The organism is Bifidobacterium myosotis (assembly GCF_002259745.1).
Lineage (GTDB): Bacteria > Actinomycetota > Actinomycetes > Actinomycetales > Bifidobacteriaceae > Bifidobacterium > Bifidobacterium myosotis.
The window spans coordinates 93,929-109,408 of the sequence record NZ_MWWW01000011.1; the positions used below are offsets into that span (position 1 = coordinate 93,929).

Annotated in this window: 9 protein-coding genes; 6 read left to right on the forward strand and 3 right to left on the reverse strand. The window is 60.1% G+C overall.

Going from position 1 to position 15,480, the window contains the following annotated elements:
• Positions 1-181: 181 nt before the first annotated feature.
• Positions 182-1,381: a UDP-galactopyranose mutase gene (gene glf, locus BMYO_RS05795; RefSeq protein WP_094667568.1), complete on the reverse strand. Its 1,200-nt coding sequence runs from the start codon at positions 1,379-1,381 to the stop codon at positions 182-184.
• A 259-nt stretch (positions 1,382-1,640) separates the two neighbouring features.
• Positions 1,641-3,323 carry an S-layer homology domain-containing protein gene (locus tag BMYO_RS05800; protein WP_158216953.1) on the reverse strand — a complete coding sequence of 561 codons (1,683 nt, stop codon included), beginning with the start codon at positions 3,321-3,323 and terminating at the stop codon, positions 1,641-1,643.
• A gap of 533 nt (positions 3,324-3,856) precedes the next feature.
• On the opposite strand from BMYO_RS05800, the gene BMYO_RS05805 reads away from it, so the two are divergent.
• Both BMYO_RS05805 and BMYO_RS05810 read left to right on the forward strand, forming a co-directional pair.
• A complete protein-coding gene (locus BMYO_RS05805; RefSeq protein WP_143249123.1) occupies positions 3,857-5,377 on the forward strand; it encodes an S-layer homology domain-containing protein in 1,521 nt (506 codons plus the stop codon).
• Between the two features lie 215 nt (positions 5,378-5,592).
• The gene (locus tag BMYO_RS05810) at positions 5,593-6,939 is read left to right on the forward strand and encodes an S-layer homology domain-containing protein (RefSeq protein ID WP_158216954.1); all 1,347 of its coding nucleotides are present in this window, start codon (positions 5,593-5,595) and stop codon (positions 6,937-6,939) included.
• 63 nt (positions 6,940-7,002) lie between these two features.
• Here BMYO_RS05810 and BMYO_RS05815 read toward each other — a convergent pair whose 3' ends face one another.
• Positions 7,003-9,078 carry a glycosyltransferase gene (locus BMYO_RS05815; protein WP_233428175.1) on the reverse strand — a complete coding sequence of 692 codons (2,076 nt, stop codon included), beginning with the start codon at positions 9,076-9,078 and terminating at the stop codon, positions 7,003-7,005.
• Positions 9,079-9,285: 207 nt separating this feature from the next.
• On the opposite strand from BMYO_RS05815, the gene BMYO_RS05820 reads away from it, so the two are divergent.
• The 4 genes from BMYO_RS05820 to BMYO_RS05835 all read left to right on the forward strand — a co-directional run.
• The gene (locus tag BMYO_RS05820; RefSeq protein WP_158216955.1) at positions 9,286-11,538 is read left to right on the forward strand and encodes an LTA synthase family protein; all 2,253 of its coding nucleotides are present in this window, start codon (positions 9,286-9,288) and stop codon (positions 11,536-11,538) included.
• Between the two features lie 197 nt (positions 11,539-11,735).
• On the forward strand, positions 11,736-13,010 hold the full coding sequence (locus tag BMYO_RS05825) for a tyrosine-type recombinase/integrase (RefSeq protein WP_094667574.1): 1,275 nt from the start codon (positions 11,736-11,738) through the stop codon (positions 13,008-13,010).
• A 144-nt stretch (positions 13,011-13,154) separates the two neighbouring features.
• Positions 13,155-14,783 carry an InlB B-repeat-containing protein gene (locus tag BMYO_RS05830; protein ID WP_094667575.1) on the forward strand — a complete coding sequence of 543 codons (1,629 nt, stop codon included), beginning with the start codon at positions 13,155-13,157 and terminating at the stop codon, positions 14,781-14,783.
• 494 nt (positions 14,784-15,277) lie between these two features.
• Positions 15,278-15,480: hypothetical protein (locus BMYO_RS05835; protein WP_143249124.1), on the forward strand; the 203-nt coding region annotated here is incomplete at its 3' end.

Below are 15,480 nucleotides of genomic sequence, written 5' to 3' on the forward strand. Positions count from 1 at the left end.
AGGTGCCGTCCACGCGCTGGACAGCTCTCCCCTCAGTCAGCTTTGCTGACAGCTCTGCAATTAAAGACGAACTACGTTCGCACTTTATTAGCTCGACTGTCGTCTCGCACATTGCCTACAAACAGCTCTGCTGTTTGCTTTACGGCAATGTCCTCAGAGAGGGGAGCCGACCGTAAATGGCTCACTTCGCCAGCAACGGCGCGACCTGCTGCTCGTAGGCGGTCAGGGCGGTGTCGATGACGTTGTGCATGTCGTAGTACTTGTACGTGCCGAGGCGCCCGCCGAAGACGACCTTCGGCTCGGCGGCGGCCTTGGCCTCGTAGCGGGCGTACAGGGCCTTGTCCTCGTCGGTGTTGATCGGATAGTACGGCTCGTCGCCGCGCTCGGCGAACCGGCTGTACTCCTCCCACACCACGGTTTTGTCCGGGTTCTGCGACTCGCGGCGCTCCGGGTTGAAGTTCTTGAACTCGATGGCGCGCGTGTACGGCACGTCCGCATCGGAGAAGTTCATCACCGGGCAGCCGAAGTGGTCCCCCTCGTCGTAGCGGACCTCCTTGAAGTCCACCGTGCGCCACTTGAGGTCGCCGAGTTCGTAGTCGAAGTAGCGGTCGACCGGGCCGGTGTAGACGACCGGCACGCCGGCGGCGAGCAGCGCCTTCTTGTTGTACGGCTGCGTCTCGTCGAAGAAGTCGGTCTTGAGGGACACGGTGATGCGCGGGTCGTCGATCATGCGCTCCATCCACTTCGTGTAGCCGTCCGTGGGCAGGCCCTCCCACGTGTCCTTGAAGTAGCGGTTGTCGTAGTTGAAGCGCACGGGCAGACGCTTGATGATCGACGCCGGCAGCTCGGAGGGATCGGTCTGCCACTGCTTGCCGGTGTAGTTCTTGATGAACGCCTCGTACAACGGGCGTCCGATGAGCTGGATGCCCTTGTCGTTGAGGTTGGCCGGGTCGGTGCCGGCCAGCTCGCCGGCCTGCTCGGCGATCAGCGCCTGCGCCTGGGCGGGCGTGTAGTGCGCGTGGAAGAACTGGTTGATGGTGCCCAGGTTGATCGGCAGCGGGTATACCTCGCCGTCGTGCGTGGCGTAGACGCGGTGCACGTAGTTGGTGAACGTGGTGAAGCGGTTGACGTAGTCCCACACGCGCTTGTTGGACGTGTGGAACAGGTGGGCGCCGTACTTGTGAATCTCGGCACCGGTCTCCTCGTCGAAGTAGGAGTAGGCGTTGCCGCCGATGTGGTCGCGCACGTCGATGATGTGCACGCGCGCGCCCGCGTGCTCGACCGCCTGCTGGGCGACCGTCAGGCCGAACAGGCCCGCGCCGACGATCACCAGATCCGGATATTCAACAGTGCTTGCGGAATCCGCTGCGGAACCAGCCATGTGCAGTAAACCTTTCAATCCCTATGTTCGATTCGGGTCCATTTTAGCGGCAGGACCGACGGAGAGTCGCCGCATAGCGCGGCAATGAGGCATGATATCCACGATTCGGCCGTCGATGCCACGGATCTTAGACAGGCGTAAGGGGCAGCGGGATTCCTCCCGTCTGCCCCTTACTTATTGCTTACCTGTCCGCTCTGCAGACCGCAGACCAAGACCGACAGCACAAATGCCAATGGTTCAGTCAAACCAGCTAAACCGATCAGCCAACTTGGTGCGTGAACACATTATCGACATTGGTCCCGTTGTCGGACTTCACCGTCTCCGTCAACGTGTTGGTTGCCGAATCATAGGTGAGAGTCCTGACCGACGCCCACTTCTGATAGTCAGTGTCTCCGGCTTGCACATCCGTGCCGGCCGTAGGCGTCAACGTCAGAGTGTTCCCGTCGGACGTTACCGCATACGTGGTCAGGAATGTGTTGTCATGGCCCTTACCGAAAAGGTTGACATTGCCGTCAGCGGTGTTTCCATTGAAGACCAAGGTCTCCGTTGTGACGAATTCACCGTTGCGCGTCTGGAACTTGTACGTACCGGACGGCATTACAGGCTCCGAGGGCTTCGGGTCACTGTCCGGAGCCGGAGGAAGAGCGTTGGTCTTTATGCGGTGGAGGAAGGCGGCCATATCCTGACGCTGCACGGGCTGGCCGACGCCGAACGTGTGGTCCGGATAGCCGGTGGAGATGCCGGTCTTGGCCAGCCAAGCGATGTCTTCCGCATGTGCGGTCGAACCGTTCACATCGGTGAACGTAATGCCGGCACCGGACTCGGCGGGGCCACCGAACTTGCCGGCGAACCGATGCAGGAACGCGGCCATATCCTGACGCTGCACCATCTTGCCGACGCCGAACGTGCCGTCCGCGTAACCGGTGGAGATGCCGGTCGAAGCCAGCCACCAGACTTCCTTGGCGTGTGCGGTGTTCTCGTTCACATCGGAGAACCGGGCCTTGTCCTCGGCGGACGGGGTGAAGGACGGGTTGCCGGCCAGACGATACAGGAACGCGGCCATATCCTGACGCTGCACCTGCTGGCCCACGCCGAAGGACCCATCACCGTAGCCAGTGGAAATGCCGGACGAGGCCAACCACTCAATATCCGAGGCATGAGCCGTGCCGTTGTTGACGTCGGTGAAGGACCCCTCGCTGAAGCTCACGTTCCACGTACCGTTACCTCCCGAACGGCGTTCCAAAGTGCCCGGCAGCACGGAAACCGTGATGGTCTGGGCGCTGTTGGTCGAATTGCGCACGCCCAGCGTCTCCGAGTCGGAGCCCCGCGGGATGTTATACACGGGGTTCACGCCGCCGACGTTCTGCGGCGCTCCGGTCAACGCGCAGACGCGGTTGTAGATGGAATCGACGCTGGCGCCCGAATTGCCGTTTTTAATCCAATCGACCGCGGTCTGCCCACGGTGGTTGGCGTCCCAGCGGAATCCGCCGGAGAACGAGTGAACGGGCGCATCCCCGCCGACACCGCCGTTGCTCTTGTCGTGGATGATCAGCGAATCGGCCTGATCCGCGGGGACCCCGTCCTGATGCACGGCAAGGGTGAACATGCGCCACAGCGAGATGTCATCGTCATCGGCGTTCGACACGGTCACGGACAACGCCCTGCCCGGCTGCAAAGTGTACCGGTAGGTCACGTAATAGCGGGTGTCGGTGTCATAACGGCCGCCGGCATCATCAAGCGTGAGGTTGTCGGAGGTGCCGTTCACCGCATCGCGCACCGGACGCTCCGCGATAGCCGGAGTATGAAGGAAGCTCTGATAATCCCCAGCTGTGCTGCGGTAGTAATCCACGGCTGCGGCGAGCTGCGCGTTGGCGCGGAAAGCCTCCGTAGAATCGTCCGCGACCGCCTGACCGCTCATCAACGCGCCGGACGTCAACGCCATAGCCGCGGCCGCGACGACTCCAAACACACGTTTCACGGTTACCGGCAAGGAATACATTGATTGCGAATGTGTGACCATAATGCACCTTCTTCTCTGCTGGGATATGCACACAATCACCATGGTAATCCCGACCGACGCTTCCCACCAGATTCCACAATGGGGCATGATGCCTAGGCCGACGTCCGTCATAACGCTTTAGCGGCTCTGCCGCATTCAAATCAGCCGTTCATGAATATTGCCTGAATTATCTATGAACGACCGCTCAACACGCGATGGGGAACATGCGGACGAAACACCACCATCACTAGACTGAATTCAGTGATGTATACCTGCATCACTGAGATAGCGATACTCATCTTTCGAGAAGAAGGAAGGTACTGTGATGAAGCGCATCAGCAAAGCCATCGTCGCGCTCGGCGCCGCGTTGGCAATGGTAATGGGGGGGGGGAGTCAGCGTAGCGCAAGCTGACGAGTACCCGTCGTATTCCACCAGCAATGTGAAGGTTTCGGAGATTGGCTCCCACACGGCGAACGTGACGTTTGATTGGAGCATCACCGGCACGACCACCGATCAAATCAAGAGCGTCTGCTTCGTCGTTCCGGTGGTACGCACCACTTCCATAACGCCGATTGAGAACCGCAAACTCCCTTATGCCTTTGGGGGACCATCCCCTTACAACTGCAGCAATGGACTTGACGACTCCGATCTCACCGACATGAGCCCGCAGGATGCCCAGGCTGCCTATGACAAGGTGTATGGTGTGCATGATGATGATCTCACGCTCCCCGACGAAAACGGCGGACAGTACGTCGCGGCCAAGATTTCCGGACAGAGCTACTACCGGTACTATTCTAAGTCTTGGGATGGCAAGTCGCTGAGCGGTACCTTCTCTGCACCCGTCATTGGGCTGCTGCCCAACAGCACGTACGGCAATTCCTCATCCGACGCCCTCAGCACATTCGAGCAACTCTGGGATCAGGGCGTTCGCCAGACGACGCCTGTTGATATCCGCTCCATGAGCGTAGGCCTGCAAGTGGAACTGAAAAACGGATCATTCATCTACTTCGGAATGGGCAGTTCGCAGGTTCCTGATTTTACGACGACTGCCGAGCCGGCGGGTCCTACCGACGATAAGCTGACGTCGGACACGAAGGACAAGATCCACAGCGATAACGCAGGCAAAGTCGAGGCCGGCAAGTCCGCGCGCATCTACATCAACGACCTTAAGGAGAGCTGCAAGGTCGACGACGCGTCCTGCTTCTGGTACGGCTACATCTACTCCGAGCCGACTAGGCTCGTCAGCGCGAAGTCCGGCGGCCCCGAACTGCCAATCCAGAAGGATGATGCAGGCAAGTACTACGTGGACGCGTTCATCCCCGACGGCTTCTCCGGCGAACACAAGATCGCATTGACCGACGAGACGGGCACCCTGCAGGGCTGGACCGACGTGACGGTGGACCGCGGCCAGACCAGCCCGTTCACGGACGTGATCAAGGGCAAGACCCCGCACTTCGACGAAATCCTGTGGCTGGCCGACCAGGGCATCTCCACCGGTTGGAAGCAGCCGGACGGCACCACCACGTTCGCCCCCGAAGCCGACGTGAACCGCCAGGACATGGCCGCCTTCCTGTACCGTCTGGCCGGTAGCCCCGAGTTCGACGAGACCAAGGCGAAGAACCCGTTCGCGGATGTCACGGAGAAGACCCCGCACTACAAGGAGATCCTGTGGCTCGCGTCCACGGGCATCACCACCGGCTACACGCAGGCCGACGGCACGGTCCGCTTCGAGGGCCTGGCCGGCGTGCAGCGTCAGGACATGGCCGCCTTCCTGCACAGGCTCGCCGACTACACCAAGGCCCCGGCCCCGACCGGCGAGGGCAAGTCGTTCACCGACGTGGACGAGAAGACCCCGCACGCCGAGGACATCGCCTGGCTGGCCAAGACCGGCGTGACCACCGGATATGAGGACGGCACATTCGGCGGAAGCCGCATCGTGATCCGCCAGGACATGGCCGCCTTCCTCCAGCGCATGAAGACCAACGTCCTCAAGTAGCATCTGATAGGTGCTGACTCGTATCAGTTGGATTAGAACCCCGGCCTTGGTCGGGGCTCTTCTTTTGTGTCCCCCCCCCCGATTAGTTTCTCATTATGAGGAAGCGTTCGGTTTCCGAAGGAGGGGGTGTGCAGGCCGGGTCCTGCCGCGTTGAGGAGTTTAGGGCAAACGGTAGTGCTCGTCTTGTATGCCTTTCGAAGTCGAAAGGATTCGATATGCAACATATAAGCAAGGTGCTTGTCGCGTTTGCAGCGGCGGCAGCCATGGCGCTCGGCACGGCCGGCACCGCACAGGCTGCTGACGATAATTACAACGCGGACGTGACGTATTCCGTCAGCAATGTTAATGTTTCGAACGTCAAGGCCGACAGCGCCGAGGTCACCTTTGATTGGAATATCAGCGGTACGACCGCGGATCAGATTAAGAGTGTTTGCCCAGTCATAGCTGTACAGCGATTCACTTCCATGACGCTGCTCGAACAACGTAACGGTGGAGTCGGCTACGGACCTTGGGATGTTCAGTGCCCCACGAAAGCTGAGGCGTCTCAGGATGACGTCAATAACACTGCACCTAAGGAGTGGGATCTGACACTCTGGGACGCTAATCAGGCACCCTACACAGCCGCAAAATACTCTGGACAGGACTACTCCTACTCCTATCCTTCTGACACGAGTTGGGATGGCAAATCGCTAAGCGGCAAGGCCGATTTGCGGCTGGACGGCCTTCAGGCCGACAGCCTTTATGGCAACACCAAATACGATTTCCCGGGTGACGGTATTGTCAGCAAGTTCCATGAGCTCTGGGAGAACGGCGTTCGCGGTAAGACCCAGATTGATGTTCGTCTGCTGCTCGCTGGCCTGCATATCGATATGAAGGACGGCTCAGCCGTGTACTTCTCCACCGGTGCGGCCAATGTTCCCGATTTCACGACCGCAAAGAGCGATAACGGCAACGGCGGCGAGAACGGCGGTAATACTACTGTTTCCCCATTCTCTGATGTAACGGATGCGACTCCGCATGCTGCGGATATCAAGTGGCTGGCCGACCAGGGCATCTCCACCGGTTTGAAGCAGCCGGACGGCACCACCACGTTCGCCCCCGAAGCCGACGTGAACCGCCAGGACATGGCCGCGTTCCTGTACCGTCTGGCCGGTAACCCCGAGTTCGACGCCGCGACCGCGAAGAACCCGTTCGCGGATGTCACGGAGAAGACCCCGCACTACAAGGAGATCCTGTGGCTCGCGTCCACGGGCATCACCACCGGCTACACCCAGGCTGACGGCACGGTCCGCTTCGAGGGCCTGGCCGGCGTGCAGCGTCAGGACATGGCCGCCTTCCTGCACAGGCTCGCCGACTACGCCAAGGCCCCGGCCCCGACCGGCGAGGGCAAGTCGTTCACCGACGTGGACGAGAAGACCCCGCACGCCGAGGACATCGCCTGGCTGGCCAAGACCGGCGTGACCACCGGATATGAGGACGGCACATTCGGCGGAAGCCGCATCGTGATCCGCCAGGACATGGCCGCCTTCCTGCACAGGATGAGCGACAACGTGCTCAAGTAATAGGCCCCGTTTAACCCCCCGTCAAATGGCTCTCCTCACAACGAGGAGAGCCATTTTTCATGCCTAATGCTTCGCCTCACGCTTCTTGTCTGCGGCGAAAATCCTGCCCCACGTCTTGAGCGAAGGCAGGTCGTATGCGCGGTATTCCGCAGACAGCCGCTTCCAGTCGCGTAGAATCCGATTAACCAGACGGTAGCATTCCACCATGTTTCGGCGGAACAATGGGTCGTTGCGCTTCAACCAGGACACGGAATTGCCATCCGGAGACGTAACCAAAGCTGAACGCACATGGCCGTTCGCAAGCCACGTCCACCAGTAGGAATCCTGCGCGGGAATGGCCAGATCTGGGCGCTCGGCATTCGACGCATCCTCCCGTGAGAGGAAACTCGCCGCGGCCGCCTTCAGGGCACTCTTGGCCTTGAACTTCCTCGACCTAGGGTGACGCCGCGCGGAAACATACTCCCGCTGGGCTTCTGGGAAGTCCTCGAAACTCGGCTTGCCCTGCGCATCCGGGAATCCAGCGCGAAGCTCGCGAATCTCCCCCAGACGAGTCGGGAACGAGTCCACAATATACTGCGGGCCGCGCAGGATATCCCGCAACGCCTCATGACGCAGCCGCATAGCCGAATAGATGAATCGCATGCCCAGCACGGCATCGCCATACATGCTTTCGAACAGCATGGGCTTGAACGGGCGGTCCGGCTGCAACAGCAACGCGGCGATCCACCGGTTGCGCACGAAGAAATACTCCTCCCACGTACGAGACGGGTCCTTGCTGTGCCATGCCTGATGCCATACGGCTACGCCGGGCAGTCCCACCGTGGGGAATCCAGCCCGCTTGGCGCGCATGCCGTATTCGATGTCATCAAATTTGATGAACACCGGCAGCGACAACCCAATGGTCTTCAGCGCCTTCACGGGGATCAGGCACATCCACCAGCCGTTGAAGTCCTCGTCGATGCGCTGATGGCGTTCCGAGGCGTCGCGCAACGGCTCGGCGGCGAAATCATGGTTGTAGCCCAGTTCCAGCGAGGGCTTCATCCACATGCGCTGCCAGTCGAACCGCTCGCCCTGTGTATACAGCATGGTGCGATTATCCAAATGCAACATGCCGCCGCCCACCAGCAACGGCTTGAACGCATAATCGGCGAACTGCACGGCACGGAGAATCGATTCCGGCTCGCTGATGGCATCGTCGTCCAGCAGCAGGCAGTACGAACTGGTTCCAGCCTCCACGGTTTCGTACATACCACGGGAGAAGCCGCCCGATCCGCCGAGATTGCGCTGTTGGATGTACGTCAGCTGGCGGCCGAGATCCTTGGCCACCCCGTCGAAATCAGCCTGATTGCACACATGGTCGGTCCCTTGATCGGTGCAGTACACCGTATCCAGGCGCTCGCGCAGAGCCGCAGCCCTGCTGATGGCCTTCAGCTGGTTCAGGCAGTAGGGCGCGCGGTTGAACGTGGCGATGGCGATGGACAACGTTGTCCTGACCTTGGCCGTTCGACGGGCGACCGGCACCTGCCATGCGGCGTCGCGCACCTCCAGCCCGGAACCATGGGCGGCCGCTTCGGCGTCGAACCAGAAGAAGCCGCCATCCATGAGGTCGACCATGGGGATTTCGACCGATATCTGCTGCCAGTCGTCGGCAGTGTTTTCCTCATCACGAGTGCCGCCGGAGACGCCGCCGACATTCACCGAGCCGGCGGGGAAGAACAAACCGCGACCGTTGGACCGGTACAGCAGCACCCGGCCGGCACCTCGCGCTTCAGCGACGAAACGCACCGTCTCCACGTTCGTCCAGCGCCGCCAATACCCGGCAGGGAAGGCGTTGAAGAACGTGCACAGCGAAGTCCGGGAGCCGGCGTTCACCTGCAGTCCCGTGCGGTCCACAAAGGCAAAGGAATCATTCGTGGCGCCGGAAGCCTTGCCGCCGGTCAGACCGCGGCGAATCACACGCTGGAAAGAGGACTGGTTCATGCCGCCCAGATTGAGCTGCTCCATATCGATGCGCGGATCCAACAATGCATCCGACAGCATGGGCTGCGTCCAATCAAGCGCGTACAGCGGCCATACCTGATCGACGTCCTGAGTCGGGTAGACGACGCGGACGACACTCTCCCACTCACCGTCGCTCATATCATCTCCTATTTCTTTATGAGGCTCCATATGAGACATACGAACACTGTACGGTTGACGCCCAACAAAGCCCGGTTAGCGCTGCCGTCATTTTCAGGGTGGCATTCAGGGAATATTCAGGGACACGTCAGGTGGAGACGTTCGCCTACTATGACTACGTACGTGAACAGCAGGTTAACAGGCGGTGTCATGAGTAGGAAACGGACGGTGAGGCAAGGTCAGGTCGCGAAGGGGCAGCCCAAGAACACCCCCGCGGCTCCCATAGCAAATCCAGCGCCTGCATCCGCCGCATCATCCGCACAGCGACAGTCGCTTCACACCACCACGGCATCTGATTGGGGCGCCGCGTTCAGCTCGCTTCAAGCCGACTATGTTCCTGGCGACCTGTCAACGCTCTTCAAGGATTGGCGACAGCGCGTCGCACGACCCTTCCGAGCCATCGGCAAAGCGTTCCGGTGGATATGGCAGGGGTGGCCTCCATTCGCCCATGTGCTGCTGTATGTATTGGTGTTCACCCTCGTGACGGCATCCTCCGTGTTCGTACTCCATCTGGGCGTGCATACGGTGGATAACTTCCAGTACGCAGTCGAATTCGTCTCACAGATGTGGGAGCAACGGCACTTCCAGTTCCTGTTCAACTGCATCATCGCGGGCCTGATCTATGCGTTTCTGGTGTTTCTCATCAACCGGTTCTGGTTGGCGACGGCGGTGTACATCATCTTCATTGCCGTCTTCACCGCCGCGAACTACTTCAAGATCCTGATGCGCAACGAACCCGTCATCCCCGCGGACTTGACGTTCCTCAATGGCAACGCCACGGAAATCGCATCGTTCCTGCCGAACGGCTCCGAGGGACTGGTACGGAACATCATCATCACGCTGGCCATCATCACCGGCGTACTGGTGCTGTTCCATATTCTCGACAGTCGTAAGGCCATCATCACATCCGCGAAGCACAAGGGCCTTGCCTGGTCGGCGCGCATACTGCTTACGTTGGCTCCGGCACTATGCATCGGCTTCCTCGGCGGCACGCTTGGCGCGCAGAATTCCTGGACCTACTCCACCGCGCAGAAGGTCTTCTCCGATACGCCTTTCCTGTGGAACAGCTTCGCCGACGCCTACACGAACGGGCCGCTGGTCAACTTCGTACGACTGATGTACAACAAGGCGATGAACGAACCCTCGGGGTACAGCAAAGCGACCATGCAGGCCATCGCCGAGAAGTACACTGAAGAGGCGAACACCATCAATACCGACCGCACGGAGAACATGACGGACAGCACCGTCATCATGCTGCTCTCGGAGAGCTTCTCCGACCCCACCCGCGTGCCGGGCGTCACGTTCGACAACGATCCGATGCCCAATATCCGCACGCTGAAAGGCACCACGACTTCCGGCCTGATGCTCTCCCCCGGTTATGGAGGCGGTACGGCCAACATCGAATACCAGTCGCTCACCGGCATGAGTGTGATCAATTTCAACCCATCGATGTCCGTGCCATACCAGCAGCTTGTGCCGAGCCAGAAATGGGCGCCCACCTTCAACCAGATCTGGAACGACGCCTACGGCGAGGACGGGTCCGAGGCGTTCCACCCGTATTACAAGGGCATGTACCTGCGCGACACGAACTACAAAAAGTTCGGATTCTCGAAATTCTGGACGCTGCAGGAGCCCAACGTCATCACCCATCAGGGGGTTCTCGGCACTTCGCCGTATGTGAGCGATGAGCAGACATACCAGAACGTTTTGGACAGCGTCAACAAGCAGGATGGGCAGCATCCGCAGTTCCTGCAGGTGGTGACGATGCAGAACCACATGCCGTATACGGACTGGTATCCGGACAACGAGTATTTCGCCACAGACACCTCCGGTCTCCCCGATAGCGAGCGCTACCTCATCGATACGTACACGAAGGGCGTGAGCATCACCGATCAGGCGACCGCCGATTTCCTGGAGCAGCTCGACCAAGTCGACCGCCCGATCACCGTGATCTTCTACGGCGACCACTTGCCGGGCATATACGAAACGGCCAATTCGGATGCGAACAACGCCGTGACGTTGCACGAAACCGACTACTTCATCTGGTCGAACAAGGCATCCTCCTCGGCAGGGACGAAACTGCCCGCGGAGGAGACCGCCTACACGTCCTCCAACTACTTCATGTCGTTGGCGGCGGAGCATATGAACGCCAAGGTCTCCCCCTTCCTCGCCATGCTCACCGATCTGCGCGAGGAGGTGCCGGCCATGAACACGCTGATTGCGGAAGCCGGCGGCATCGGCACCGGTCAGGCGACGTATCTGGATGCCAACGGCAATCAGATCGACGTTTCCAAGCTCTCCGGCAAGGCGCAACAGTTGATTGAGGATTACAAGATGGTGCAGTACGACATGACCGTGGGCAAGGGGTACCTTAAGGATTATGGATTCGTGGAGGTGCCGTCCGCCTCCGGTAAATCCTGAGCACGAGAACTTCCGCACTGGTGGTCCCGCACTGGTGATTCCCAGCCCATAATCCTTGCTCATCCGGCGCTCCGCTCGTAGGAAGCCTCCCATGTCTGCCTGGTGAGCATAGTCCCGCGCCCACCCGACGCTCCGGCACAAACGTTCACCCTCGGCGTCTACGTCAAACGCAGGCCGACCGGCATTAATGTGGTTGAATGGCTCGCGTTTGGATTGATGACCTGTGGCTGAAAAACGATAACGGAGTTCCACCTTCCTCGACCGCGAAACGATCACTCTCCGCGGTCAGCGATCCGTTCAAGGCGCAGGTTCCCGACGGCTGGCGATCGTCCCGATACGGGAAAGGCAGACGCTGGCGATGCCGTTGGTACACCTTCGAGCAAGGCACGCGCCGGCAGCACTCCAAATCGTTCGACAAGCTGTCGGATGCGGAGACATTCCAGGCGGCCATGGAGGACGACGTGCGCAGCGGACGGTACGCCGACCCCAACGACGCCCGCAAGCCGTTCCGCGACATAGCCGAGATGTGGCTGCGTTCCAAGAATCAGGTCAGCGAAGGCGTCCGCGCCAGGTATGAATGCGAATTGCGCGTCTACGTCAACCCCAAATGGGCGGATACGCCCATAGGGTCAATCGGCCTTGATGACATCGCATCATGGGTGAGTGAGCTGTCCACCGGGAACTATCCCGTGGCGCTGTCGGCGGATCGGGCCCCGCGAGCGCTGTCCCCCAGATCGGTGAAAAGCATCGTGAAGGTGGTGTTCGCCGGCATTCTGGATTATGCGGTGAAAACGCATTACCTGACCCGCAATCCCGCACGGGATGTGGAGATACCCAAAACGGAATATCGCGATTTGATTTTTCTGGATATCCACGAGATCGAGGCGCTGGCGGCCGCGGCCGAAACCGTCGGGCGCCCCGTGGACGGGCTCATCATCCGGTTCCAAAGCTACGTGGGCACGCGAATCAACGAATCGTTCGCATTGCAGGTGGGCGATCTGGATCTGGAGCATCGCAAGGCGCGCATTCGACGTACTTGGAAGAACAGTGCCAAAGCGCAACGGCTCGGTCCGCCGAAATCCGGCAAGCCGCGTACCGTCGCCATTCCGAAGTTCCTCATCGCGGCGCTCAAAGCGCAAATCAAAGGGCAACCGGAAACCGCATACGTGTTCAGGGCCTTGCGGGGCGGGCACATCAATGACCACAACTGGAGAAGGAAGGTCTGGCATAAGTCCGTGGAATTGGCAGGGCTGCAGGATGTACCGGGACTTACGCCGCACAGTCTCAGGCATTCGTATGCGGCGATTGCCATCAAGGCCGGGGCGGACGTGAAGATCCTTCAACGGCAGATGGGCCATGCCTCGGCGAGCCTGACGCTTGACGTATACGGGTTTCTGTTCCCGGAGCGGCTGGAACAGGTCGCGGACGCCATCGATACGGAGCGGAAGGCGGCGCTGCTCACCAAGAAGTAGCGGTGCCCGCTCTCCCAGCCGCGCATAATCTCCCCATCCACACACCTCTGCGCATACGACAGTCCGCTGTCCATTGCGGACAGGGCGGGAGCGAGAGGATAATCGCATATTGGCATACATCAGTCATTTCCGAAGGAAGGCATTATGAACAGCACCAGGCACATAGGCCGTGCAGTCGCAGGCCTCATCGCCGCGACGGCCATGATGTTCGTCGGAGTCCCGGCATCATATGCCGCAGATGACGCCGGTCTCAACAACAGCATCGAAGCCGCAACCACCGTCGCGCCGAACACCAAGGTCTCCGGCGTATCCGGCTTGACACCCCGGTATTACAAGGTCTCGTTGCCGAGCGCCGGCTACGTGCAGTTGAAGATGACGAACAGTCAGGGCCTCAGCGCCGCCAAATGGAACGTCCAGATTCAGGACGCAACGGCGAAGACGATCGCCGCGGAAGTATGGAACGCCGATGTGCTCTCCCATGAGGGCAGCCGAGTGGGTCTCGCTGCCGGCGACTACTACGTGAGCATCGACCCTCTTGCCGCCGCCGCTCTTACGTACGAGCTGACCATCAATTACACCGCAACCGATTCGTGGGAGAGCGAGCCGAACAACGATCTTGCCAGCGCCGATACCATCAGCGTCGGGAAAGCCGTCAACGGCACGTTCACCAAGACCCTGTTGAGCAACGACAACCCCAACTTCGTTGACGACGACTGGTACAAGCTCACTCTGTCGGCCGACAGTCGTGTGGCTGTCTCCATGACCAACGAGCAGCGTGACCTCGCAACGCTGAATGTGCAGCTGCTCAACAACAAGGGCGATGTGATCATGGCCTACCCGTGGCTCGCATCCAGCACCGAACATACGGCCGATTCCGTTGGACTCTCGAAGGATACCTATTACATCAAGGTCTCCGGCGCTTCCGAAGGCCTTCAGTACTCGCTGGCCGTGGATAACGCTTCGGTTTCCACCGCTACGGTGACGTTCGACACGCAGGGCGGCAGCAAGGTTGAGGCCCAAACCGTGGCGAAGGGCTCCACGGTGGATCGTCCGACCGATCCGACGCGCGCCGGCTACGTATTCGCCGGCTGGTACACCGAAGCAAATGGCGGGCTGCAGTTTAACTTCGACGCTCCCGTCAAGCGCGATACCACGGTGTATGCGCACTGGAACAAGGCCACCGCCTCGTACACCTTCATCGACGTGAACGAGCTCACGCCGCATCATGAGGACATCCAGTGGCTGGCGGACACCGGCATCTCCACCGGCTGGGAGACGGATAGGGGCCGTGAGTTCCGCGGCATGAGCCCTGTGGTGCGTCAGGACATGGCCGCGTTCCTGTACCGTTTGGCCGGCAGCCCGGAATTCGACGCATCCAAGGCGAAGAACCCGTTTGCCGACGTGACCGAGAAGACCGACCACTATAAGGAAATCCTGTGGCTGGCCAGCACCGGTATCTCCAAGGGATACACCGCCGAGGACGGCACGGTAACGTTCGGCGGCATGAACCCCGTGGTGCGTCAGGACATGGCCGCATTCCTGCACCGCCTCGCCGACTACCAGCAGGCCAATCCGAAGCTGGGCGACAGCATCGACTTCGCGGACGTGGATGATGCGACGCCTCATAACGCGGATATCGACTGGCTCGCCCGCACCGGCGTCTCCACCGGATACGACGAGGACGGCGTCATGAAGTTCCACGGCGACTGGCCCGTGTTCCGTCAGGACATGGCCGCGTTCCTGCACCGCATGTACGACAACGTGCTGAATTAAGAGGTTTACGGTTCGACGGCTTTTATGGTTCCGCTGTTCCGCTGTTTCACTGAGAGGACTCGCGCGTGCGGGCCCTCTTTGTGTTGGGTAGGTGTTGGTTGCTGAGGTTGGTTGCCGGGTTAGGCACATGCATGCCGTCGTATACCGACAAATTGCACGCAATTCCTCTTTCGAATTCGCCCTCCTCTAGAACTTCTAGGACCTACCTAAGAAACGCCAAATGCACTTAAGTTGGCGCATCCTTTGGGCGACAAAGGATGCCAGCCATCGTGTCTGCATCGTGTCCATATGTATCGGGACACGCAATTCGGCAGTCATTCCCGCGACACCCAAATTGAGGCCAGCTCAACCGATAGGCGCTACCGGCATCGTGTCCCGTCGTGTCCAAACGCTATTTCGGGCATCCTTCGACCCGTCAAACTCCATATTTATCAGTCACTGCCCTACTCCGTCATTTGCTCGAACCTATAGCCCTAGAAGAAAGGTTCCAGATTATGACTGGAAACACTAAGGTTTGGCGCGCGCCGCTCGCCGGCCTCGCCTCCGTCGCGATGATCGCGACCATGGGCGTGGCGGCCAGCACGGCCAACGCCGTGGACGAGTTCGGAGGCAATGGCCCCCAGTATCCGGACGTGACGGTCACGCTGGATGCCAACGGCGGCAAGTTCGACTCATCGCTGTCGTCTGATTTCGTGGA